This is a genomic window from Deltaproteobacteria bacterium (genome assembly GCA_019309045.1).
GTDB lineage: Bacteria > Desulfobacterota > Syntrophobacteria > BM002 > BM002 > JAFDGZ01.
The window spans coordinates 24908-48788 of record JAFDGZ010000010.1 but is presented as its reverse complement, the minus strand read 5'-3'; the positions used below and the strand labels follow the sequence as shown (position 1 = coordinate 48788).

25 protein-coding genes are annotated in these 23881 nt (G+C 56.9%); 9 read left to right on the top strand and 16 right to left on the bottom strand.

Features of this window, described 5'->3' with window-relative positions; all coding sequences use genetic code 11:
- Window positions 1–352: 352 nt before the first annotated feature.
- Together JRI89_03920 and JRI89_03915 are read right to left on the bottom strand one after the other, a co-directional pair.
- Complete coding sequence (locus JRI89_03920) at window positions 353–2533, bottom strand: SBBP repeat-containing protein (GenBank protein ID MBW2070383.1); 2181 nt, start codon at window positions 2531–2533, stop codon at window positions 353–355.
- 356 nt (window positions 2534–2889) lie between these two features.
- Window positions 2890–3159 carry a hypothetical protein gene (locus tag JRI89_03915; GenBank protein ID MBW2070382.1) on the bottom strand — a complete coding sequence of 90 codons (270 nt, stop codon included), beginning with the start codon at window positions 3157–3159 and terminating at the stop codon, window positions 2890–2892.
- Between the two features lie 484 nt (window positions 3160–3643).
- Here JRI89_03915 and JRI89_03910 point away from each other — a divergent pair, with 484 nt between their 5' ends.
- The 4 genes from JRI89_03910 (at window position 3644) to JRI89_03895 (ending at window position 7066) form a co-directional block, all read left to right on the top strand.
- Window positions 3644–4111, top strand: a complete 468-nt coding sequence (locus JRI89_03910) for a GNAT family N-acetyltransferase (GenBank protein MBW2070381.1) — start codon at window positions 3644–3646, stop codon at window positions 4109–4111.
- A 110-nt stretch (window positions 4112–4221) separates the two neighbouring features.
- Window positions 4222–4671, top strand: coding sequence for a VOC family protein (locus tag JRI89_03905; GenBank protein MBW2070380.1), 450 nt, complete (start codon window positions 4222–4224; stop codon window positions 4669–4671).
- Between the two features lie 128 nt (window positions 4672–4799).
- On the top strand, window positions 4800–6065 hold the full coding sequence (locus JRI89_03900) for a PQQ-binding-like beta-propeller repeat protein (protein MBW2070379.1): 1266 nt from the start codon (window positions 4800–4802) through the stop codon (window positions 6063–6065).
- Between the two features lie 89 nt (window positions 6066–6154).
- Window positions 6155–7066, top strand: a complete 912-nt coding sequence (locus tag JRI89_03895; protein MBW2070378.1) for a hypothetical protein — start codon at window positions 6155–6157, stop codon at window positions 7064–7066.
- 47 nt (window positions 7067–7113) lie between these two features.
- On the opposite strand, the gene msrB is transcribed toward JRI89_03895, so the two are convergent.
- On the bottom strand, window positions 7114–7521 hold the full coding sequence (gene msrB / locus JRI89_03890; protein MBW2070377.1) for a peptide-methionine (R)-S-oxide reductase MsrB: 408 nt from the start codon (window positions 7519–7521) through the stop codon (window positions 7114–7116).
- Between the two features lie 356 nt (window positions 7522–7877).
- Here msrB and JRI89_03885 point away from each other — a divergent pair, with 356 nt between their 5' ends.
- Entirely contained in the window at window positions 7878–9032 is a 1155-nt protein-coding gene (locus JRI89_03885) for a PatB family C-S lyase (protein ID MBW2070376.1), read from the top strand.
- A 404-nt stretch (window positions 9033–9436) separates the two neighbouring features.
- Here JRI89_03885 and JRI89_03880 read toward each other — a convergent pair whose 3' ends face one another.
- Window positions 9437–10606, bottom strand: coding sequence for a TraB/GumN family protein (locus JRI89_03880; GenBank protein ID MBW2070375.1), 1170 nt, complete (start codon window positions 10604–10606; stop codon window positions 9437–9439).
- Window positions 10607–10726: 120 nt separating this feature from the next.
- Complete coding sequence (locus JRI89_03875) at window positions 10727–11185, bottom strand: ferritin family protein (protein MBW2070374.1); 459 nt, start codon at window positions 11183–11185, stop codon at window positions 10727–10729.
- A gap of 366 nt (window positions 11186–11551) precedes the next feature.
- Here JRI89_03875 and JRI89_03870 point away from each other — a divergent pair, with 366 nt between their 5' ends.
- The 3 genes from JRI89_03870 to coaD all read left to right on the top strand — a co-directional run bounded on the left by JRI89_03870 (window position 11552) and on the right by coaD (window position 14020).
- Window positions 11552–12571: an aspartate-semialdehyde dehydrogenase gene (locus JRI89_03870; GenBank protein ID MBW2070373.1), complete on the top strand. Its 1020-nt coding sequence runs from the start codon at window positions 11552–11554 to the stop codon at window positions 12569–12571.
- 376 nt (window positions 12572–12947) lie between these two features.
- Window positions 12948–13514, top strand: coding sequence for a 16S rRNA (guanine(966)-N(2))-methyltransferase RsmD (gene rsmD, locus JRI89_03865; protein MBW2070372.1), 567 nt, complete (start codon window positions 12948–12950; stop codon window positions 13512–13514).
- Between the two features lie 2 nt (window positions 13515–13516).
- Window positions 13517–14020: a pantetheine-phosphate adenylyltransferase gene (gene coaD, locus JRI89_03860; GenBank protein MBW2070371.1), complete on the top strand. Its 504-nt coding sequence runs from the start codon at window positions 13517–13519 to the stop codon at window positions 14018–14020.
- 644 nt (window positions 14021–14664) lie between these two features.
- Here coaD and JRI89_03855 read toward each other — a convergent pair.
- The 4 genes from JRI89_03855 to JRI89_03840 all read right to left on the bottom strand — a co-directional run bounded on the left by JRI89_03855 (window position 14665) and on the right by JRI89_03840 (window position 18265).
- Complete coding sequence (locus tag JRI89_03855) at window positions 14665–15120, bottom strand: NUDIX hydrolase (protein ID MBW2070370.1); 456 nt, start codon at window positions 15118–15120, stop codon at window positions 14665–14667.
- A complete protein-coding gene (locus JRI89_03850) occupies window positions 15117–16496 on the bottom strand; it encodes a purine/pyrimidine permease (GenBank protein ID MBW2070369.1) in 1380 nt (459 codons plus the stop codon). Before JRI89_03850 ends, JRI89_03855 begins: the two co-directional genes overlap by 4 nt.
- Window positions 16497–16693: 197 nt before the next feature.
- Window positions 16694–17647 carry a ribose-phosphate pyrophosphokinase gene (locus JRI89_03845; GenBank protein MBW2070368.1) on the bottom strand — a complete coding sequence of 318 codons (954 nt, stop codon included), beginning with the start codon at window positions 17645–17647 and terminating at the stop codon, window positions 16694–16696.
- Window positions 17648–17899: 252 nt separating this feature from the next.
- Complete coding sequence (locus JRI89_03840) at window positions 17900–18265, bottom strand: hypothetical protein (protein ID MBW2070367.1); 366 nt, start codon at window positions 18263–18265, stop codon at window positions 17900–17902.
- 284 nt (window positions 18266–18549) lie between these two features.
- Here JRI89_03840 and JRI89_03835 point away from each other — a divergent pair, with 284 nt between their 5' ends.
- The gene (locus JRI89_03835; protein ID MBW2070366.1) at window positions 18550–19050 is read left to right on the top strand and encodes a TlpA family protein disulfide reductase; all 501 of its coding nucleotides are present in this window, start codon (window positions 18550–18552) and stop codon (window positions 19048–19050) included.
- Between the two features lie 8 nt (window positions 19051–19058).
- Here JRI89_03835 and JRI89_03830 read toward each other — a convergent pair whose 3' ends face one another.
- The 7 genes from JRI89_03830 to JRI89_03800 all read right to left on the bottom strand — a co-directional run bounded on the left by JRI89_03830 (window position 19059) and on the right by JRI89_03800 (window position 23861).
- Window positions 19059–19256, bottom strand: coding sequence for a hypothetical protein (locus JRI89_03830; GenBank protein ID MBW2070365.1), 198 nt, complete (start codon window positions 19254–19256; stop codon window positions 19059–19061).
- Between the two features lie 104 nt (window positions 19257–19360).
- Window positions 19361–19525 carry a zinc ribbon domain-containing protein gene (locus tag JRI89_03825; GenBank protein ID MBW2070364.1) on the bottom strand — a complete coding sequence of 55 codons (165 nt, stop codon included), beginning with the start codon at window positions 19523–19525 and terminating at the stop codon, window positions 19361–19363.
- Window positions 19526–19624: 99 nt separating this feature from the next.
- Window positions 19625–20251, bottom strand: a complete 627-nt coding sequence (locus JRI89_03820; protein MBW2070363.1) for a hypothetical protein — start codon at window positions 20249–20251, stop codon at window positions 19625–19627.
- Between the two features lie 216 nt (window positions 20252–20467).
- A complete protein-coding gene (locus JRI89_03815) occupies window positions 20468–20716 on the bottom strand; it encodes a hypothetical protein (protein ID MBW2070362.1) in 249 nt (82 codons plus the stop codon).
- A 141-nt stretch (window positions 20717–20857) separates the two neighbouring features.
- On the bottom strand, window positions 20858–21595 hold the full coding sequence (locus tag JRI89_03810) for a hypothetical protein (GenBank protein MBW2070361.1): 738 nt from the start codon (window positions 21593–21595) through the stop codon (window positions 20858–20860).
- The gene (locus JRI89_03805; protein MBW2070360.1) at window positions 21592–22524 is read right to left on the bottom strand and encodes a pyruvate synthase subunit beta; all 933 of its coding nucleotides are present in this window, start codon (window positions 22522–22524) and stop codon (window positions 21592–21594) included. Before JRI89_03805 ends, JRI89_03810 begins: the two co-directional genes overlap by 4 nt.
- A gap of 140 nt (window positions 22525–22664) precedes the next feature.
- On the bottom strand, window positions 22665–23861 hold the full coding sequence (locus JRI89_03800; GenBank protein MBW2070359.1) for a pyruvate ferredoxin oxidoreductase: 1197 nt from the start codon (window positions 23859–23861) through the stop codon (window positions 22665–22667).
- Window positions 23862–23881 lie beyond the last annotated feature (20 nt).

Below are 23881 nucleotides of genomic sequence, written 5' to 3'. Positions count from 1 at the left end.
TCAGTTATCAGTTGATGGCAAAATGAAAGTGCACCCCTTTCACCAGCCGATTGCTGACGGCTGACCAGAAGCATGAGCCATCAGCCAGTATTACAATGGCCCTGGCGTAATTGCTTGCCGAAATAGATAACAACACAGGACAACGCAGGCTAAAGCCTGCGGCTATCAGCTCGTTGCCGTGCCTCCTATTCCCTCTCCCCGCCTGGTTGACGATACTGGTTGTCAGGTGCACTTTCGTTCTGCCATCAACCCGTAGCCGTTGTTTGATCGGGAAAAATGGAGCTATCCACCTCCTGCCGGCAGATACTGATGAGGGGCTCATCCGCGGCCCCTGTTCCGAGGGCAGCTCCCTCTAATCCAGCAACAGCAGGTCCAGCGGCATATGGGGGGATCCAGACCTCAGCTTGGTGACAAAGGCGTCCCAACCCGCTAATAGTTCTCCCTGGTAGGCATGGTGGATGGGAAAGTCGCTGGATTCAGCCGTGCCGGTGACATAGGCGCTGCCGGAGCCGTCCACCGCAATGCCCCAACCACCATCACCTCCACTGCCTCCCAGATAGGTGGAATAGACCAGAGCGTTGCCCCCGGTGCTCAGCCTGGTGACAAAGACGTCCAGACCCCCCTGGTCACCCTGGTAGGCATTGTGAGTGGGAAAGTCGCTGGACCAGGTGTAGCCGGTAACATAGGCGCTGCCGGAGCCGTCTACCGCAATGGCGCGACCCAGATCATCATTGCCGCCCCCCAGGTAGGTGGAGTAGGCCAGAGTGCTGCCCCCGGCAGCCAGCTTGATGACAAAGGCATCCCGACCTCCCTGGTCACCCTGGTAGGCATTGTGAGAGGGAAAATTGCTGGAGTCAGTGAAGCCGGTGACATAGGCGCTGCCGGAGCTGTCCACCGCAATGCCCCAACCTTCATCAATATCACTGCCCCCCAGGTAGGTGGAGTAGACCAGAGGACTGCCCCCGGTGCTCAGCTTGGTGACAAAGGCATCCCGACCTCCCTGGTCCACCTGGTAGGCATTGTTGGTGGGAAAGTCAGTGGAGTCAGTGGAGCCGGTTACGTAGGCGTAGCCGGAGCCGTCCACCGCAATGGCGCGACCCCGATCATCATTGCCGCCTCCCAGGTAGGTGGAGTATTCTAAAGCGCTCCCCCAGACGGTCAGCCTGGTGACAAAGGCATCGAAAGATCCCTTTATTGTTCCCTGGTAAGAATTTTGGGTGGGAAAGTCAGTGGAGTCAGTGTACCCGGTAACATAGGCGCAGCCGGAGCTGTCCACCGCAATGCCGTAACCAAAATCGTTTGAACTGCCCCCAAGGTAAGTGGAATAAGTCAGAGCGCTGCCCCCAGCTTTCAGCTTGGTGACGAAGGCATCACCACTTCCCTGGTCTTTCTGGAAGGCAAACAAGGTGGTAGGAAAGTTGCTGGAGTGGGTCTTGCCAGTGACATAGGCGCAGCCGGAGCTGTCCACCGCAATGGCGCGACCATCATCCGTTGAACTGCCACCAAGGTAAGTGGAATAGACCAGTGCGTTGCCCCCGGCGCTCAGCTTGGTGACAAAGACGTCCACATCCCCCTGGTCCACCTGGTAGGCATTGTAGGTGGGAAAGTCACTGGAGTAAGTTTGGCCGATGACATAGGCGCAGCCGGAGCCGTCCACCGCAATGGCTTGACCAAAATCTTTATCGCCGCCCCCCAGGTAGGTGGAGTAATCCAGCACCGGATCAATGACCAGAGGACGGTGGAGGTCATAGGCTGCCAGGGTGAAACCGTACACATAGCCCTCGCCGGCAGGCTGCACCTCAAAGCGGCCGCCCCGCACCTGCCGCTGGCCTCCCAGTTCCTGGTAGACCATCGGCTTCTTCTGCACCAGCTTGCCCCCACCAGGCAGAGCCAGAACCAGGTCCCCCGCTGGAGTGACTTCCAGACCCTCAACCCCCTGGCAGCAAAACTGCACATGGGACGGATCCGCCCCCGGACGCACAATGACGTCGTATTCCAACTGTCGGCCGTTGCCGTAGAACTTCAGGTCAATGCCCGGATAGGCCTCCCGGTACACCACCGCCCGGTAAGTGGGAATGTTGCTGCGCCACTTTTTGGGGTCATTGCCGATGAAATAGTTGACCCGGCCCGGCAGGGGCTCCACCGCCTGCACCTGGACGCCGGGGGCCAGGCCCACCAGCGTGAGACGCACCGCCGCCCGTTGGGAGTCTGGCTTGCCGGCCGGCTCATTCCGCTCTGGGGCCACCTCTGCCAGGCTGAGCACCAGCCCCTCCCGGGTGAAAAAGAAGGTGCTGCTGCCACGCCGGGCATAAAACCAGACCCGGCCGTCCACCTGTCCCTGGTTGGCAATGAAATGCAAAGGCAGGCGGCCATAGGCGGCCAGCACTTCCACTCCCTGATCAGAGGACCCCCGGGCAGCGCCCGCCAGTGAAGAACCCTGGCCCAATCCCAAAACCATTGCCAGGGCCGCCACGCTCCAGAATCCCCTGAAAATCCACACCCTGAACCCCTTTAACCAAACTCCGCCGTCCATGATTCCCTCCTAACGACAGTTTTCTGGCTGTCCTGGCCCTGGAAGAGTTGTGCCACCACCAGGGCAGCCCGGCCCTTACGCAGGTTTCAGGAACCTTTCTCTTGTGTCTGGTCCATAGCGGTTGATGGCAAAATGAAAGTGCATCCCTTTCACCAGCCGATTGCTGGCGGCTAACCTGAAGGTTGAACCAGCGGCCAGTACTACAATGGCACCATGGTGCAATTGCTTGCTGAAATAGACAGCCACACAGGGCAACGCAGGCTAGAGCCTGCGGCTACCAGCGCGTTGCCGTGCCTCCAATCCCATGTCACGCCTGGTTGACGATACTGGTTGTCAGGTGCACTTTCATTCTGCCATCAAGCCGTAGCCGCTATTTGATCGGGAAAATGGACTATCCACCTCCCTCCAGCACATATTGATGAGGGGCTCATCCTCGGCCCCGGCGCCGAGGGCGGCCCGGCTTGATAAAGCGGCAGCAGGTGCAGCGGCACATGGAGATATTCGACCGCGCTAGACCCGGCGACGAAGGCGTCTATACCTCCGTGGTCTTCCTGGAAGGCATTATGGGTGGGAAAGTCGCTGGAAGCAATCGCATCTCTCAAAAGCAATGCCGTGACCATAACCATTGATAAGAACTCCCTTTCGATGGAAGGGAGTGTAGGACGAAAGAGATTTGTGTGTCAAGCTTTACCCAACGGCAGCATATGATGGTCTGATGTTTTTCGGTTGTCTCAAGGCCGGCATAGCAGACAGGCGGGACCGTTATCAGTTATCAGTTGCCGGCAAGGGCAACAAGCTGGTAGCCTTGGGCTGGAGTCTGTGCTGCCACGTGTTGACATCGATTTCTAAAAGCAATTGCGGCATGGCATATTGTAATAATAGCCCTAGCCGCAACCTGAAGGTTGCGGCTGCCAAAGATGGCCCCAATGTTGAGGCTCCGTTATCGCTATCCAGGGCGCAGGGCGTCAGGCAAAGATGGCGCCAGGCGCTGTTGACCGTGGACTTTCCTCCCTGTAAGCTATACCGTGCCCTGTGCCCCTACCCTTCCTGAGCCTGTCGAAGGATGCCCTGTGCCCTGATACCCGATAACTGGCCGAATAGCTGACTGGAATGATAACTATACGAAAGGCCACATTGAAAAACAGGAAGGCAATCTGGCGGCTGCAAATCCTTGCCATAGAAGAAACGTGCAAAAGCCATTACAGCCAGGAAGAAATACAGGCCTGGACCAGACTGCTCAAACCAGAGCGCTATGACAATGCCATCTGCAGGAAGGAGCTCTTTGTTGCAGAAGAGCACGGTTCAGTTGTTGGCTTCGGCCAGCTGGATTCAGAAAACAGCAGAATCGAAGAATTATACGTGCATCCTGGATATACCGGCCGCCACATCGGCAGCCATATTTTGCAGGCTATGGAAAGTGCAGCGGCAAAGGCAGGGGTAAAGACATTGCACCTGACGGCAACATTGAATGCCGTACCATTTTATGAGAAGGCAGGCTACAGTATGCAGCTCTACAGAAAGTACCTGCTGCCGTCCGGCCAGGTCGCCTGCGTGCTGCTGGCCAGAGAACTGCCTTGATGTCGATCAAAAAACCGCGGCTCCTGGGAGTCGTCGTTTTTGTGATCTCTTTCGTGTTATGTTAGCAGATGGAAAGTCGAAAGGGCGGTATGACGCCAGGGGAATCAGCCATGCAAGCCAGGTACAAGCACACCAATATCATTGCCCGCGACTGGCAAAGGCTCGCCGAATTCTACCAGCAGGTCTTCGGCTGCCAGCCGGTGCCGCCGGAGCGGCACCTTGCAGGGGAGACGATCGACAGAGGGACTGGAGTGCCAGGGGCCAAGATCTCCGGCATCCACCTGCGTCTCCCTGGCTGGGGTGATGACGGCCCGACCCTGGAAATCTTCCAGTATGCAGAAAACGCCCCCAAATTGCCGCCTGCCGCCAATCGGGAAGGATTCAGCCATATCGCCTTCGAGGTGGCTGATGTGGAAAGAGCAGCGGCAAAGGTTGTCAGCGGCGGCGGCTCCATGGTGGGCCACATTGCTTCCCTCGAAGTAAGGGGTGCAGGCAGGCTCACTTTCGTCTATGCGGCTGACCCGGAGGGCAATATAATTGAACTGCAGGCCTGGCAATGAGCCGCAGCCAGCCGATTGCCAGGGCAAGAACAGCTGGGCTGCTCTGGACTCGGCTCCGGCTCATATGGATTTCAATATCCTGGAGGCGCAGCTGCGGTCAAACCATTTTTCGGGAAGATCTGCTCGACATGAATGACAACAGCCTGAAAGACTGGCAGCAGCAGGTCAAAACCGTAGGCTTCCGGCAGGCGGCCATAGGCACCCTCCGCTCTCGCGTCGCCCGGGAGAGAGACAGGGAGCGGTTGGTTCGGCTGATTCTCCGCCTGGCCAAGTATGAGCCACATCTGGAGATTGTCCGCCTGCTCCGCAGCAATCCACACTGGCAGCAAACAGTGGAACAGCTGCTCACCCAGCTGCCGGAGGTCAAGGCCGACCCGAAAATCCATTTCGTTTGCCAGACTGCTGGCAACATCCCCCGGGTGCCCGCCATGAGCGAAGAGAGGCTTTATTTCGGCAGCGGTGAATATTTCTACGCAGTGGATGCTGAAAGTGGTGAATTCCTGTGGCAGCTCCACTCTGCCGGCAGCTGCTGGTCCTCGGCCTGGCTGGCAGAAGACGCTCTTTTTGTTTGCACTGGAGGCAGCCTCCTTGCCCTGAATCCGGCTGACGGCAGCAGGCGCTGGTGTTTCCAGACATCGAAGACGCTCTCCGCCCCGTATGTCTGGGACCATAAAGTCTTTGTGGGCTCGGAACAGGGGACAATCTATGGCATCGACTCTGGCTGCGGCAGGAAGATCTGGACTTTCAATGTGGTGGGTCCCATCTTCGTGGCCCGCGGCAGCTGGGGCAAGAAAATCTTTGTCGCCGCCAGAGAGGGGGTTGTTTACTGCATAGATCCTGCAGAAGGCGAGTGCCTCTGGCACGCCAGCACAGCAGGAAAGATTTACGGCCTGCCGCGCGTCTGCAATGGCGTAGTGTACGCAACCTCCACGGATCACCAGGTGTATGCCTTCCTGGCCAACAGTGGGCAGCTGCTCTGGTCTTTCACCACCGGCGGCGAGGTGCACGGTTCGGTGTTCGAAGAAAACGGCGTGGTCTACGTGGGCTCTCGGGACAGATACCTCTATGCCCTGCGAGCCGAGGACGGCCAGGAGCTGTGGAAGGAGAGACTCCTCGGCTACCCTTCCACGCCGGCAGCGGCGCGGGACATGATCTACCTCTCGGCCCAGGGACGCGTCTACGGCTTCGGCGCTGCTGATCACAAGATGCGCTGGTGTGTGCCCCTGGGGTTCCCGGCAGCTACTTCCCCGGCCATCAAACCACGGCGGTTATATGTGGGCACCCTGCAGGGCAAGCTCTTCTGCCTGGCCCTGCAGGTGAAGCTGGAGGAAGAGGGGGCTGCCCAGGTAGTGCGGCAATTTCTCTGCCGCCGCAATACTGGTTCAAATGAATAGCACCTGCAGCACCCTGGACCATTGCCGGCAACAGAACATCCGGGACAGAGCAGTGCAGCAATGGCAGCAGACCTTTCTGCGGAGAAGGAATGAACGAGGCGATTGACATAAGAGACAAGCCCTGTCTGAGCGAAGAGGACGTGCTGGCCCTCAATTTCATCCATGACAGCGGCAGATACCGCTTCCGCCGCCATTTTCGCGCCGGGCTGCGCTCACACATCATGGAAGTCCTCGACCCCGAGGATGTTGCCCTCGAAAAGAGAGGCGTTTTGCTGGACGGTCTTCACCGCTATCCCAGGGCCAGGCCACTGAAGATGCTCAGGATATTCAGAACCCGGTTCAAGGATCTCGGCGAAGCTCAGGAGGAGCTCGAAAGAGTCAAGATTATTGAAGCTTACCTGTCGCCCCTCTGCCATGCCAAGTCGGAAGAGTTCCTGGTGGACTACCAGTTCGGCGGCAGGTACCACATTGTCCTTTGCGGCCTGCAGGAATACGTGGCAGGCGTGGTCCTGGATCCCTGGAGTAGACTGGATGCTGACTACCTGCTTTCGCTTCACGGTTCGCTCTGCAGCAACAGTGACAACCCGCCTTCACTGTCTGCAGCTGCCTGGCTGCAGAGATTGAAGAGCAGAACTTCCCGGTTCGTGGACAATGTGAAACAAATGATTGTCGAGGCCCAGCACGTTCCCGACCTTGCCGGCCTGAGCAATCTGCTCGTTACTCCTGAAGCGGATGTCAAGCTCGTGGACATCAACAATATCTCGACAGTCTCTTTCACTGCAGAGATCAGCGTGGACGACAGGGGCTATCCCGTCTGTGACAAATCCATCCAGGCCCTCTACAGGCTCGAAAAGAGACTTCTGGAGAGGTCTGCCCTGGAAAAAGAGTCCATTTACCGGGTGTTCATGGGCGCTTCCAGAATTGAACGGGTGCGGGCTGTGGAAAGGAAATTTCACCTTGCCATGCGGGAAACTGTGGCCGCTGAAGGCTGTTTTTCATGAGGCAGCTCAAGCTGCATTGTTCTCCTTCTCAACTGGAGGCCGGGCCCTCACTCAGCCGAAGAGGCTGGCACGAATTTCAGGGCTGCTGAGTTTATGCAGTACCTCAGGCCTGTGGGAGGGGGACCGTCTGTGAATACGTGTCCGAGATGGGCATCGCAGCGGCTGCAGAGCACTTCGGTTCTTTTCATTAAGAAGCTGTTGTCCTGCACCTCCTTGATGTGCTCCCTGGAGATGGGCTTCCAGAAACTGGGCCAGCCCGTGCCGGAATCGTATTTGGCTTCAGAACTGAAAAGCTCGTTGCCGCAGCACACGCAGCGATACACCCCTCTTTTCTTGAAATTACAGTACTCGCCGCTAAAAGGCTTTTCTGTACCCTTTTCCCTGGTCACATAAAACTGCTGCGGTGTGAGCTGCTGTTGCCACTCCTGCTTGCTCCTGATCACTCTTGCCGGCATGGTAGAGCCCCCTTCTGGTCCTGAAGCTGCCTGCTGGCTGTCAGCCAGCACTTCAAGCGGCGCGGCTCTGCCCAGCAATTCGAGCAATGCGCTGGCGCTCGCCGCCATGACCATGGCCTTCTTTAAAAAAGATCTGCGGTTCATAGCATGTCACTTCCCTTCACAGTGGTCAATTCATGCCACTTGCCATCAATTAGCGTCTTGTGTTGCAGCTGCAATTAATGATAACCATTCACTGGCAAAAGTGAATAGAAGAAGCACTGCTGATTGCCGGGCCAGTAGCAGCCGGCTGCTTCTGGCTGCCAGCAAACTTCAGCAGCAGCCCTCTCGAAGCAAACCACAGACAGGGGGACAACATGCCGTCTGCGCACGAGACTATTGATTTTGATGCTCCAGTAGACCGGCGGGGAACGAATTCGCTCAAGTGGGACAGGTATGGGGGAAGGGACGTTATTCCACTGTGGATAGCTGATATGGACTTCCGCTCGCCCGAGGCGGTGATAGAAGCCCTGCACCGCCGCGTGCAGCACGGCGTATTCGGCTACAGCCTGCCACCTCCAGAGCTCAATGAACAGATTGCCGCCATGCTGCAGAAATCGTACGGCTGGTCAATCGAGGAAGAGTGGCTCGTCTGGCTGCCAGGCCTTGTGCCAGCCCTGAATGCCGCCTGTCTGGCCGTGGAGGATTCTGCCCAGGTGCTCACTGCAGTGCCCATCTATCCCCCTTTTCTCACTGCCCCTCGTCATTCCAAACGGCAGCTCATTACTGTGCCGCTCGTGCAGCAAAATGACCTGTGGAGCTGGGACTTCGACCAACTGCAGGATGCCATTACCCCGAAGACAAGGCTTTTCCTCCTGTGCAATCCCCACAACCCTGTGGGCCGGATCTACAGCAGAGACGAGCTGGCTGTCCTGGCAGACATCTGTCTGCGTCACAACCTCGTTATCTGCTCAGACGAGATCCATTGTGATCTCATTCTTGACGGGCACAGACAGCACGTACCGACAGCCGCCCTGGACCCTGAAATCGCTGCCCGCACCATAACCCTGATGGCCCCGAGCAAAACCTTCAACCTGGCCGGTCTGGGCTGCTCGTACGCCATTATTGCCGAAGCAGAACTGCGCCAGAAATTTCGGCGGGCAATAGCCGGCATTGTCCCCGAGGTGAACGTCCTCGGCTTCGTGGCCGCCCTGGCAGCCTACCGCCACGGCCAGCTATGGCTGCACTCCCTGCTGGAATATCTGCGCGGCAACAGGCAGCTTGTCAGTGAGGCCATTGCCCAGATGCCCGGCCTCTGCATGACGCATGTGCAGGCTACCTACCTGGCCTGGATCGACGCCAGACCCAGCGGTCTGCGCCAGCCAACACTGTTTTTCGAGAAAGCCGGAGTGGGCCTGTCAGCAGGGGAAGACTTCGGCGGACCCGGCTTCATGCGCCTCAACTTCGCCTGCCCAAGATCGACCCTGACAGCAGCCCTGGAGAGAATGGCCGTAGCCCTGGCAAGAGCATAGGGCATCCTTCGACAGGCTCAGGACGGGAGGGGCATGGGGTTATCAGTTATTGGTTATGGTTATTCGGAAAGGGCACATGGCTCAGAGCGCAAGACAGAAACCAAGAAGTGCAAAGTTAGATGTAAAAGGCCTGAACCGCGCAGCGCCGTTGCCGTCAAACGATACGGGCATCGTGACCGTAGCCCTGACCACGTGGGTATCGCGGCAGGACGCCGATGCCACAGGCTGCCACGCTCCAACCGCAAGGGTAAATTGGAGAGGGCTATCTTATTGGATCGCGGTTAGAGAACCGCTCCTACCGCCTCATTTGCCCTGATAACTGATAACCGGCAACTCGCAAACCACTCTTTGTGCTGCGAGTCTTCCCCTGGCCCAACGGTCTTAATCTTAACCACAACAGAAGCCTAACTGAAAACCCGCATCATGAGCGGGATGGCCACAAAGGTGCCCAGGGAACTGCCTATGTTGGTGAAAACAACCACCAGGAGGATCCTGGTTATCTTGTTTCGCCAGAAGCCTTTTACTGAAACGATGTCTTCCGGCAGGGTCTCGAAATCCTTGACTTTTGGCTTTCCCAGAAAGGCCTCCACCAGGCCTGACACCCAGCCGGCCGCCACCATGGGGTTGAGGGAGGTAAGGGGTGATGCCACCACTGCCGCCAGTACAGTGAGGGGATGCGCCAGGGCAACTGCTGCTCCCAGGCCGGCCAGCACAGCGTTGGCCAGCACCCACCACTTGATCATCTGGGTGCCTGCCTTGGCCCCAGAAACAAAGAAGCCGAGAATTATCATGGCGATGATGAGACCAGGTATCGCCCATTTCAGAACACTGGCCAGTTTTCCCTTTGGTGGAATCTCATTGAGAAGGTCAATGTCCACCTGGGAATCCCAGTTCTTGCGAATCCCCGGGAGGTGGCCGGCACCCACTACCGCCACAACCTTTTTCCCTGGTGCCGTGCGTATCTCGTGAGCAAGATACTGATCTCTTTCATCAATCAACACTCGTCGCACTTCCGGCAGGGCGGCGCCCACCTCTGCCAGCACTGTCTCGAGCACGTCGCGCTTCTTCAGCTCCTCGATGTCAGCCTCAGTGAGCGAACCCAGTTCACCACCCGAGGCTATGAGCTGCGCCATGATCTTGATTTTTGTCCACAGCTTCATCAACCGCCAGGCTCGGGAGAGGGTAATTCGTATCTCCCGGTCCACCAGCCTCACGGGAATTCCCTCTTTCTCTGCTGCTTCGATGGCGCGCACCATCTCTTCACCAGGCCTGATGCCGAGATTGCTGCCAATTTTCCGCTGCAAGTGCGCCAGCATGAGGTTCAGCAGCAGCAAGAACGCCTTTCTTTCCTTGATCACTTTGATCAGATCGGTCTGCTGCCAGCGGTTCTTGTCTTTGAGGGCCTGAAACCTGGTCTGGCACAATTCCACGCACACCACGTCGGGCTTCTCGTCCTCGATCACTCTGCCCACCAGGTCAGCACTTTCTCTGGACACATGTGCCGTGCCTATGAGAATGAACTCTCTGTCCTCGGCGGCAATTCTCTCTATGTTTTCATCTTCCTTGATGTCCATCAGGATGCCATGTGCTCCTTTCGACGAATTCCTCTCTCGGACAGCGCCTTGTGCATCTGTGACTGGCACCAGCAGGGGCTTGCAAAAACATGGCTTTTCTGGAAAGGCGCAGAGCCGCCATCACTTGCCGGACCTGTGTTCTTCCAACAGCTCTATGTGGCGCTCCTCTTCGGCAATGATCTTTTCGAGAGCCTCTGAGGTTGCAGCAGTTTCGATAAAGGACCCGAGCATGGAATAAAACAGGATGGTGTCCTGTTCGAACTCGATGGCCACGGCCAGAATATCGTCAATAGACTGCAAACGACTGAGGTCAGTATCACCGAGAGAAAATTTCTGATCTCCGAGAAACTGCTGCAGCCCTCCTGCTTCATCCTCTGCAAGATCCTGGACACCCTTGGCGGCTGTTTCTTCTTTCAGACGCAAGAACCAGGCCACATGCTCTCTCTCCTGTTCCGCCAGCTGAAGCAGAAGTTTGCTCAGGGTGGAATCTGCCATTTTTTCTGCTGCTTCCAGGTAATACTTTTCTGCGTTTTCCTCGATCCGCACAGCCAGATCAATCACCTCGCTTATTGAGAACATGGTCTCCTCTCCCCTCCTCTGCCACAGAAATCCATGGTCTCCAGAAACAACTTCCGCCCTGCTCGAACCTGCCGCCGTAATACGCCGGCATTCTTGCCCTCCTCCAGCATGCTGAACTGCTCCCAGTGGCAGCAAGTTGGCGGGCCCGCAGGCTCCAGTATCTATACCAGGGTGGGCCGTTATTGACAACCCGCCTCTTTCCCAGCCTTGACTCGAACAGGCCAACCTGCTAAGAGTCGCTAGTGTTTCCTGGATTGCCCGCAAAGGATCCTGGCGGCTCTTCAGGCAGAGTGGCAAGGCTGATCATTGTCTGCCGCTGGCAGCTGGCTGCCGCGGCCTTGTCAATACAGGGAAGAGGTGACACTTATGGAGAAAGGATATCATGTGGCAGTAGCTGGCGCCACTGGTGCCGTGGGCAATGAGATGGTAAAGATTCTCGAAGAGCGGCAGTTTCCAGTAGCCTCTTTGAAGCTGCTGGCATCCAGCCGCTCCGCTGGCAGTACCATGGAATTCCAGGGAGAAAGCATCACTGTGGAGGAACTGCGCGAGGATTCTTTCGCAGGTGTGCAGATTGCTCTTTTCTCTGCAGGCGCTTCTCCGAGCAGGCGTTTTGCACCGGCCGCGGCCAGCGCCGGCTGCGTCGTCATAGACAATTCCAGCGCCTGGCGCATGGACCCTGAGGTCCCCCTGGTGGTGCCGGAGGTCAATGCGCACGCCATAGCTGACCACCGCAACAAGGGCATCATCGCCAACCCCAATTGCTCCACCATACAGATGGTGGTAGTTCTCAAGCCAATCTATGACGCCGCCGGCATCGAACGGCTGGTCATCTCCACATATCAGGCAGTCTCCGGCACCGGCAAGCGAGCCATGACCGAACTGGAGGAACAGACCAGGAGCCTCCTGAGCTTTCAGGAGCACACCCCAGAGGTATATCCCTACCAGATCGCCTTCAATTGCTTCCCCCACATCGGCGCCTTCCTGGAAAACGGCTACACAGAGGAAGAAATGAAGATGGTCCACGAAACCCGCAAGATCCTGGAGGACCAGGAAATCAGGATAACCGCCACCACTGTGAGGGTGCCGGTATTCTACGGCCATGCAGAGGCGGTGAACATCCAGATGAAGCGCAGGCTCAGTGCCAGGGAAGCAAGAGTGCTCCTCTTTCAGGCTCCAGGAGTGCGCGTTGTGGACAACCCCGGTGAGAAGCTCTATCCCATGCCCATTCTGGCGGCTGGCACGGATGAGACCTTCGTGGGCCGCATCCGGGAGGACATCTCCACGCCAATGGGGCTCGACCTCTGGATAGTTGCAGACAACATTCGCAAAGGCGCCGCCCTCAATGCGGTGCAGATTGCCGAAAAGCTGGTGGAAGAATATCTGTAGTTTTCGGTCACCGGTTATCTATCAGTGGTAATCGGCAAGGATCGCGGCAAGATGCCTCTCCCACAGAATTGGCACTGCCCTTTCCTGCTGTGGCAGCAGCGTCTCGCTGCGATATTCTCGGTCTGGGTGCACGGCAACGGCAGCAAGCTCCAGGAGGCTGAACAACGGCGCTGTGAAAATTCCGTGATAATTTTTTCACACTCTATTATAATGTGGCTGGCATGAACCATATCGCAGTTGTCTTGGATGGCACGGCCTGGCTGCGGGAATAATCTGGCTCAGGAGGTGTTTTCAGCATCTGCTCGACCTGGACAGTGTCACGCCTGGTGCTGGTGTGCTCAGCCCTCTTGCTCTTCCACAGTCTACAGCAGGACGCATGCGTATCATAGCAGGGAAATACCGGGGACGCCGGTTGACAGCAGGCAGGGGGAGGAAGCTCCGACCGACTGCAGCGCGGGTAAGAGAGGCCATCTTCAGTATAATCGGTCCTGACCTGAGCTATCGCAGAGTACTAGATCTTTTTGCCGGCTCAGGGGCCATGGGCCTGGAAGCATTGAGCCGGGGAGCCGCCTCGGTGATCTTTGTGGACTACCCCACTGCTTCTCTGCGAGTGCTCCGCAAGAATCTGGCCGTCTGCGGCAATCCTGCCAACGGCTCAATTGTGAGGTACGATCTCAGCAAGGGGCTGAGAGGGCTCGTTCGTCGAGGCTGGCTCTTTGATCTGATATTTCTCGACCCTCCGTACGGCAGCGGCCTGACACAGAAGTGCCTGGCTGAGCTCGGCAAAGGCGAACTGCTCAGCCGCAGGGCTCTGGTGGTGAGCGAACATGCTCTGGGCGAACAGCTGGAGTCCACCTATGGCTGTTTGCAGCAGCACACCGTGAAAAGGTACGGTCAAGCGAGCGTCAGTATCTATCAACGCGTCAAGGAAGGAGAGCAGTAGCAGTGAAACTTGCTGTCTATCCAGGGTCATTCGACCCCATCACCTATGGTCACCTGGACATACTCGACCGGGGGCTCAAGATCTTCGACAAGATCATAATCGCCCTGGCAGAGAACCCCGCCAAGAAACCCTTGCTGACGCTCCAGGAACGGCTCGAACTCATCAAGCAGAGTCTGATTGATCACCGGGAGCCGCACCGCATCGAGGTGGAGAGCTTTCGGGGACTGCTGGTGGACTATGTGGAGGCCACTGGAGCCGTGGCCATTCTCCGTGGACTGCGGGCTGTGAGCGATTTCGAGTACGAGTTTCAGATGGCACTCATGAATCGCAAGCTGAGCAGGAGACCGGAGACGCTCTATCTCATGACCGGGGCCCGCTGGATATACATCTCCTCGAGAATAATAAAAGAGGTGGTGGAGTCCGGCGGCTGCGTCACCGGCCTGGTGCCTCCGGTAGTAGAGCAAAAATTGCAGGAAAAGTTTCCGGATCGGCCGAGAAGAAGGTGAGGGGTGTCGGTTATCGGTTATTGGTTATTGGTTGCTTCAGCGGCAATGGAGCTCGTTTCGATACACGGCTACGGCCACTGGTATTGATTCGCCAGTTGACATCTCGAGATCGCGGCAAGATGCCGCTCTCACAGGATTGCCAGTATTTTCTATTCTGTGGGAGCAGCGTCTCGCTGCGACATTCTGAGGCATGATGCACGGCAAAGGTGGCGAAGGAGAGAGACTATACAGGCATTATAGCCGCAGCCCTGGCCGCAAGCTCGATCGCAATGAGATAAAGCAACCACGGGCTGCCGGCTCCTCTCGTCAATGTCAAGTTGTAGAGGAGCTATCTATTTGATCGCGGCTAGAGAGCCGCTCCTATCGAGTCGTTCCTGACAACTGATAACGGTTGATGGCAAAATGAAAGTGCACCCCTTTCACCGCCAGATTGCTGGCGGCTAACCTGAAGGCTGAACCAGCGGCCAGTATTACAATGGCGCCATGGCGCAATTGCTTGCCGAAATAGATGACAACACAGGACAACGCAGGCTAAAGCCTGCGGCTACCAACTCGTTGCCGTGCCTCCAATTCCCTCTCCCGCCTGGCTGACAATATTGGTTATCAGGTGCACTTTCATTTTGCCATCAACCGACAACCGATAACTACCTGAACTCTTCCCTCCGCCGGTAGTAGTCTTCCAGGATGGTGCGGTGGTCAAAGGCCAGTTCGGCGGGAAGGGTTTCCCTGTTGAAAACGCCAACCTCCCGGGCGTCATCAGCTGCGCGCGGCGTGCCGGACGCTGCAGCCACAAACACCACTGAGATGGTGTGGAACCGCGGATCACGGTCAGGTGCGGAATAGGCAGCCAGCTGACCCAGGAGCTTCACCTGCAAAGATGTCTCTTCCAGGGCTTCCCGCCGGGCCGCCTCTTCGAGAGATTCACCGTAGTCGACAAAGCCCCCTGGGAGGGCCCAGCCATACGGAGGCTTGGCTCGCTGGATGAGAACGATGTCATCGCTTGCGAGTCGAATGATGATATCCACTGTTGGCAATGGATTGCGATATCTGTACACCAGACAACCGCACTGTGGACAGCTGATTCCCTGTTTCACTGTCATCCTCCAGAACTGTCCTGTCCACTGTTTTGCCTGGAAGCGGGGTCGCCTTGCCTGGGCCTCTGCCGCAGGAGGAGGTGCTCCAGAAGAAGCACCAGAATTATACCCAACACCAGGCCGTTGCTCACCAGCAGCTGCAGGGTCCGGGGCAGGCCAGCAAAAAACTCCGACGGTGCCGCTGCCACCACTGTGCCGAGCATGACTGGCAGGCCCACCACCAGGTAGTCCCTGCCTTCGAGGCTGCGCTCTCCGGCGGTAACGGCGGTAATGCCTGCGCCCACCTGGGAAGCGAGCGCCACGCAGAGCACTGCCCCCACGACTGTTGCGGGAATGGCCGCCAACAAGGCATTCAATCGCGGCACAAATGCGGCAATCAGCAGCACCACGCCGCACATTGTCTGGGCATACTTGCTGGCCACCCTGGTCACCAGAATAACCCCCGGACTTGCCGAGTAGCTCACAGTTCCCACTACACCGAAAGCAGCGGCAACGATCCCCCCCACACCGGTAAAGGCGATGCCGTTTTCCACTCTGCGGGCCATGCCCCGGGTGCCCACCACCTCGCCCACTCCGTGAATGCTGCCCACGGAATTGACTATCACCGCCATGTAGGCAAGAATACAGGTGATTACCGCAGATATGTCGAAGGCGGGCAGACCCATCCAGAGACTCTCTGGCAGAGAAAACCATGAGGCTTCCCTGAACAAATTGAAATCGAGGCGGCCCCAGAAAAAGAAGACCGTGGTGCCCAGGGCTATGCCAAGGATCATGGCCGTAGACTGCCAGAACCCCCTGAGCCAGTGGGAAAGGACGGCAACCGCCAGAACCAGGGCAATGGCCAGGGCAAAGACGCTCCCCTCGCCGGCAGGATGAGCTGCATCAATGCCGAGCATGAGGGGAATCAGGTGGGGCAGCAGGGTAAAGCCAATCAGCATGAGGATCACCCCCACCACGTTGGCGGTAAAATAGGGAGTCAGATAGCGCATCAAGCGCAGCCGCCCCAGGGCCAGCAGGAGCACGCCGCCGCAAAGAACCCCCCCCTGGATGGCAGGTAGGCCACAGGGCGCCAACGTCACAAAGGTGAGCAGCAGGGCAGTGGCGGGCCCCTCCTGCAACGGATAGCCGTGGCCCAGCAGGGTCTGGCACACTGTGAGCGCACCGGAGAGCAGGAGAATCTTCTGAAAGAAATCCACCTCCTCCTGTGGAGACAGGCCGAGTGCTCGGGCGGCCACAGCGGCAACCACTACCAGGGCCGGAAACATGATCAGGGCCCACTGGATGCCGTAGATGAGATTGCGCCAGAGCGGCGGCCTCTGCTCAAGTTCATAGAGGAAAGGCTGATGAGTCTGTGGTGGAGCTGCCGCGGTGTCTTCGATCAAATGGCACTCCTGCCGGCAAATGGGGTCTGCAGAGAAGTCCTGTCGCTGTCACCTGCCACGAAATCAGGGCGTGCGGACTGCGAGGAGCACACTCTTGTGGGGCAGGAGGCAAACACAATAGTCTATGCTGGCTATTTCGAGTCCGTGCCAGGGCGTGGCACAGCAAACATCCAGACCAGAGAGCATTCAGCCGCAGGCTAGTGCTGAATTTCGAAAAGCCGGCTGATGGAATCTTCGTTGTGAATACTCTTTATGGCCTCGGCAAAGAGACGTGCTGATGAAAGCACCACCAGCTTGCGGAGGCTCTCTTTTTCGGAGTTTCTGGGAAGGGTATCTGTAACTACAACGGAGCCGAGCATGCTCTCCTGCAAGCGTTCAATGGCAGGTCCCGAGAGAACAGGGTGGGTGCAGCAAGCGTGAACTTCCCTGGCACCGTTCTCCAGCAGGGTCCTGGCAGCCTCCACCAGAGTGCCGGCAGTGTCCACCATGTCGTCCAGAATTATGGCGGTCTTGCCGTCCACATCACCGATCAGATGCATGGCTTCGGCCTGGTTCGCCTCTGCCCGTCTCTTGTCGATGAGAGCAAGGCTCGCATTCAGTCTCCTGGCATAGGCTCTCGCCCGCGGCACTCCCCCGGCATCCGGAGAGACCATCACCAGATCGTCATTGAACTGCTGCCGTATATACGGCAGCAGGATTGGCGAAGCATAGAGGTTGTCCACCGGGATGTTGAAAAACCCCTGAATCTGTCCCGCGTGTAAATCCATGGTGAGGACCCGGTCCGCGCCCACCTGAGTGACCAGATCAGCAATGAGTCGGGCAGTGATGGGAACGCGGGGCTTGCTCTTGCGATCTTGCCTGGCATAGCCGTAGTATGGCATCACCGCGGTTACTCTCCTAGCGGAAGCCCGCTTGAGTGCATCTATAATAACCAGGAGCTCCATGAGATGATCGTTCACTGGTCTGGAGATGGATTGAATGACAAAGGCGTCGGTGCCGCGGACGCTTTCACCCACTTCAACGAGAATTTCCCCATCCGTGAATCTATCAATTCTTGCCTTGCACAGGCCAATGCCTACCTGGTCGCAGATGCTCTGAGCAAGTTGTGGGTTGCTGTTGCCGCTGATGATCCTCAGTCCCACGGTTGCCATTGTTGTTACTCCTCTCAGTGGGTTTCTCGGCGTCGTACCTTAATACAGAACGCAGGCGGGGTCAAGACAGCTTTGCCGCAGCCGACGCTTTTGGCTCGCCAGATCTCGGCAGTCACCGACAAAAAGTGAAGGGAGGTTCGCCTCCTGAGAGTAAAGACTTTAGCAATAATGTAAGAAGGCTGCAGATGAAACCTGAAAATTTGGCCCGTATGCCCCTGCTGTTGGCAAAAGAAGCGAGCTGCTCCCGCCTCTTCAATGGGAGCCGCAGTGATCGCAGCATTGTACATTTTCAGCCAGGGCTTTGACCACCTCTCGTGGCGTCGCCTCCACCACCTCCAGGACTCTGAGGTGCAGGAGCAAATCCGACCCTGCAGGCAGGCCATGCCTGGCATCCCAGAGAGATGCCACCTGGTCGACTATCTCTGGCTGCAGCAAGATAGTCAGCTCCTGGCCAGGTGTGAGTCCTTCGAGCTGTTGATCTACGCCGTCGATCCAGGTTTCCACACTGTGAAGAAAACGGTGTTGTCTGGCGGGACTGTTGAAGCACTCCTGCTCTTTGACGGTCCTCAGCCAGTATTCCACAGTAACATAGTGGAGCGGCTTCACCCGAGAATCCATAGATTCTTCCCCTGTCTCTTTTCAGCAGAGAGCCCGCCTCACTGGCAATAATTCCTGCGCGAGCTCATGTCTGCCATTAGTACTTGCCTTTTTAATCTCATTGCTGTATTAAGGTGATCTGCCCTATTCTTAGTAATCTAATTCATATTACTTTAGTGTATTACTGGCGATCGTCTTTGCTCTAGACTTCTGTGGTGAGCGTTCATCAGGACCAGTGGCTTCAGACTTGCAACACCCTGCTGTGGCACCATATTTATGAGAAACTCGTTTTCAGGATATTGCAAATGCAGTCAGCAAATAAAACAGAGAGCCGCCATAGAGCTTTACGTCTCACGCCGCTGTTGCTCCTGGCCTCTTTTTTCGTGCTCCTGGCAGCAAGTCAGTCTGCTGAATCCTCCCGTCAAAATCTCATATTGATGGATGAACACGGCAAGAGCGTAAATCTCACTGCCCAACTGGCCAACCGCCCCACCCTTCTCTACTTTTGGGCCACCTGGTGCAAGCCCTGCCGCAAGACTCAACCGAAAGTCGTGGCCCTGGCGCAAAAGTACGGCGACAAGCTTCAGATAATAGGCATCAATGTGGGTGGTCTGGATTCGTTGGCAGTCATCCGCAGCTACAGGTCCCGCTATGGCATCAGCTACCTGCTGCTCCGCGATCATGAAGACAGGGCAGTCAAGGCCTATGAGATATTCGCCATACCCACTTTTTTACTGCTGGACCGCAATGGTCGCACGCATTTCCGCGGCAATGACCTGCCCACAGACTTCAGCGGCCTTCTCTAAGAATTCCTTCAGCCATGCTCTTCCGGATCGTTTTCAGCCGGTTTTTCCTTGTCCTGCCGCTTGAGGTAGTTCGCTGCACAACTCACCAGGATGAGCATACCGAGGATCATGAGCATGAACTCTCCTCGCACGTGGGCCCGGTAGATGCCGATACATGTCACCACAATGCCCATGAGTGCTGAGGCAATCAGTAGAGGTATGCTCATAATGTCTCCATTAATTTGCCGCTGAATATTCCATGGGTAGAGTCCTGCCCAGGAACCGGCCAGCGCCATGCCGAAACCGCAGCGCCGTGGCCAGTTCCCTTCGGTCAACTCTTTCTGGATGTCTGGGCCACAAAGGGAGTAACCTGCTGCTTTACCTCCTCTTTGCCGCACTCCGGACACTTGACCTTCCCCTGTTCATACTGGCTTATCGACATAACAACCGAAAAATCCTTGTTGCAGTTCTGACAAAGATACTCATACGTTGGCATGCTGTCACCTCCCTCAGTCTTGCTGTTTTGCACACCCCCGTCGGCTGCTCTCTTCAGAGACAACCTTAAAAAAAGTATACCCATCTGCACGACCTGGTGTCAATGAACATCCCCTGCCACTTGCCATTGTTCTCCCAGGAACAGGGGCAGTTCAACAATGCATCTTGGCCCCACCGTCACTTCACAGCCGGTTGTGCCAGCCAGCTCTCCTGCCAGACTGCGGGCAAAGCCTGGAAGAATGAGCTGCCCCTGGAGATGCTCGGCCAGGGTTTCCGGCAGAGACTTCCGGATGCCGGCAACGGTCAGGGAGTGATAGATCATGGCCATGTCCACGGTGTCACCACGGCAGTCCACGAACAGCACCCAGAAGGGGCTCGTGGTGCAGGCCATAATGGCAGTGACTATCTCCTGGGTAAACTCGCTGTTGCCTGAAATGACAACTGAACTCAGCTCGTCTGGATTGTTTATTTCCAGCAGTCCCGCAGGAGCTGGTCGAGGCAGATCCAGAGCAGGTACCTGCGGCAGGATATGCTCGGCCTCGAGGGCCAGGGAAAAAGCTCGAACCTGATTCAGCTCGAGGGCAGGACATTTTTCTGGAGAGGTCAGCCCCTTTTTCAGCTTCTGGAGAAACTCCCCACAAGAATAATCCCCACACTCCTGGCAGTCGGTGCCAGGCAGGTATTTCAGAAAGTCTATGGTGTTCAGGTAAAGGTCAGCGGCAATCATTGCAATTCACCCGAGGCTTGTGTTTCGCTGCAGCCGAGGCATTCGAGGAAGGCGATGTCTCTCTTTCGAGCCAGTCTCCCTGTGCGACCTTATATCACAAGCAGAGGGGAAGTGAAACTCTGTCTTGCTCCCGGAGACAAAGACCTGGGCTCGTGAGATGGTGGCTGGCCATGGTAATCCGGACGCCTTCTCAGACCTGTGGACCGCAGAGGCCGTTTATCGAAACAGTGCTCTAGCCTGGCGCAGTTTTTTCTTCACCTCCTGCAGCCAATCTTCCAGCCGCGCGGTCTGCCTGGGGTAGCGGACTCTGGCGCTCTCCATCAGCTTCCAGACATAGGGGTTGCGAGGAAAAAGCAGCAGCAGACCCACCAGGATAAAGAACACCCCTTGCAGGATGGGCAGAAAAAGGCCGATTACCCCCAGGATGAGAAAGACAATGCCAGCCAGATATCTGAGAACTGTCATATTCTGCAACCAGTCGTGCTGCCTGAAACGAAAGGCCTGCAATTAAAACAGCAATTGTCATTGCTGCAAAAATCCCTGGCTGGCAAGATTGTTCCTGGAGGCCCCTGCCCCGCAGGTGTGGCGACGGTCGACTGCGGCACATCAGGCAGCTGATATGCCAGCAGAACCGGCAACACCTTCTCTGGCGAGATCTCTTTTGAGAAAACTGCATTCCTCACGGTCAAAGGCCCAGCATCCCACCGGTTTCACCAGATAGATAGAGCAAAAGAACCTGCCGCTGGCAAAATACTCGAACAGGAAGGGGCAGAACCGCTGGTAGGTGCAACCGTCGCCATTGTAGTAGAAGAGCCACTGCTGCGGTGGGGCAAAGCCGCCGCTGAATTCGGGCAAGCCGCCGGGGATTTCACAGCAGCAGCCGCAATAGTCGCACCAGCCCGCCTCTGGCAGCTGCTCTGCAGGTGAGCCTGTGAGGCTCATGGTGCCTATCTGCCGGGATCTACTGAGGGCTCTGATGTCGCGTCGGATCGTGAGAAAAATGACGGCCCACTGGTAAAGGTGCCTGATCATTGCCTCTGACAGCTGTTCCTGGCTTAGATGAGTGGAGCGGGGATCTGTGGTAAAGTTCTCGATGTTCAGAAGGCCGAGCTTATTTAAAGGAAAGTAAGGATCTGTCAGGGCCTCGGCCACCACAAGCTGTTGTTCGATCTCCTGATAGATGGCTGCCAGATTGTGCAGCGACTCCTGCCAGGCGGCACGCACATCTCTTGCCGCCCGCTCCTGTCCCGCCAGTTCAAGGGCTCGCAGATGACGCGTACGGATCAAGAAGCGTTCTAAGCAGCCGGGGAATACCTCAGCATGGGGCGCAGACACTAGCTTCATTCTCCTGCCTTGCTGGCCTCAGCGCCGCCTTCGCAGAGTTGGTGTCTGGCCACATAACGAGTCCAGCGCTGATCCAGCCACTCCTGGAGCAGATCAATGTGTTCGGCGTCGATGTGGCGAAAGCGGCCCTGCATCTTCAAATAGTCGGCAACGGGCTTTTTCTTGCTGCTCCTCGCCATGGCCCGGCTCCTGCCGGTGAGCCGGAACACGCCGTCTTCCACCTCGTGGAGCACGCACATGGCAGTGTCAATCGCCAGCTTCCCCAGCTTTACCACATCCCGGGTCGGAAAGCCCCAGCCTGGTGAGCAGGGCACGTTGACCAGGATGAAACGGGTGCCGCGGATAGTCTTTGCCTTTTTGACCTTGTCATAGAGATCGAGAGGGTATGCTGCCGAGGCTGAGGCAATATAAGGAATGCCGTGCGCTTCCATGATGGCCAGCATATCTTTCTTGTGCTCCAGCTTGGTGGTTGGCGTTGTGGTGGTAAAGGCGCCCATGGGGGTAGCGCTGGAGCGCTGGGTGCCGGTATTCATGTAGCCCTCGTTGTCGTAGCAGATATAGATGAAATCTGTGTTGCGCTCCGCAGCTGCGCTCAGGGCCTGAATGCCAATGTCATAGGTGCCGCCGTCGCCTGCCACCCCCACCACGGTGAAATCTGTCTTCCCCAGGGCTTTGAGGGCGGCAACAATACCGCTCGCCGAGGCTGCCGTGGTGGCAAAGGCGGTGTTTATATTGGAAAGCTTTACAGAAGTGCTCGGGTAGAGGCCGTGAAGAACCGTCAGACAGGAGGCAGGTATGGTCAATATGGTCTTCTGCCCCAGGGCCTTGAGAATGTGGCGATATGCCAGGGCCAGACCGCAGCCCGAGCATGACCTTGTTCCTGGCAGAATGTATTCCTCTTCGGGAAGCTGTAACACGTTGGTGGCCATAATGCTGCCTCTGTTCTCAGGTATAGGTATTCGTATTGATCAGTATCGCTTGACTCACCTCAACCATATGCGGCCCCAGGGTCTCGAGCAAGCCGCGGGGCGCTGCTGCGGGTGAAGCCTCCCCTGGGCACTGCTGTTGCCTACACAGCCACACCCAGCCATATGGGGCCATCAGATCGATTCTTGCCCTGCACCGCCTGCAAGGTTGCCTCGGTGAGGTCGGCGACGTCCACATTCTTGCCGCCCAGTCCTACGATATAGTTGGTCACCACAGGATGCAGGCCGCCGTCAAACAACGCTGCTTTGGTCTCGGTGCAGGTGGCGCCTTCCAGACCGTAGCTGACATTCTTGTCGAAGACGACAACATGCTTGGCGTTCTCCAGGGCCCGCCGCAGCTCCTCGGCGGGAAAGGGACGAAATAGCCGCAGGGCCACTACCGCCGCCCTGCATCCTCTATCACGAAGAATGTCAACGGCCAGGGCTGCTTCATTGGCCAGCGAGCCCATGGTGAGGAGGACTATTTCGGCATCGTCATTACGGTATTCCCAGACAAAATGACGGTAGTCCCGGCCAAAAACCTGGTAGAACTCCTCCGCCGCCGTGAGGATGGTCTCCCCGGCATCCTGCAGAGCTTCTTGCAGCCTCAAGCGAAACCCCATGTAGCTGGGACACAGTTCCCCCTGGGCATTGGCTCTGGGTTCGGCCAACATGACCGGATTCACATTGATGGGTTCACTGCCGTGAATTGGGATGTGAGGTTCATATGGCGGCAGGTATCTGTCAACCTCGGACTGCTCCGGGATCTCCACCGGCATGGAGGTATGGGACAGCACAAAGCCGTCAAAACAGACCATCATTGGCACATGGATCTGTTCGGCGATCCTGTAGGCCATGATAATGCTGTCCAGGATTTCCTGGTTGTCCCTGCAGTACACCTGCATCCAGCCAGTGTCTCTTTGAGAAATAGAGTCCTGCATATCATTGAAAATGGTCCATGGAGCACCCAGACCCCGGTTTGCCAGGGCCAGTACAATAGGAAGTCTTGCCCCTGCGGCCCAGTGCAGTTGTTCATGCATGTAGGCGAGTCCATTAGCAGCAGTGGCGGTAAAGGCCCGCGCCCCTACAGTGGAAGCAGAAATACACACGGTAAGGGCGCTATGCTCACTTTCCACTCTAATGAACTCGGCCTGCATCTGTCCGGTTTCTACATATTTTGCCAGAGTCTCGGGTATCTTGGACTGGGGTGTTATGGGATAGGCAGCCACTACCTGCACTCGGCAGAGCCTGGCACCGGTGGCAGCCGCTTCACTGCCGTTCAAAATCTTAACCATTCCCATACCATATATCCTTGTACGTG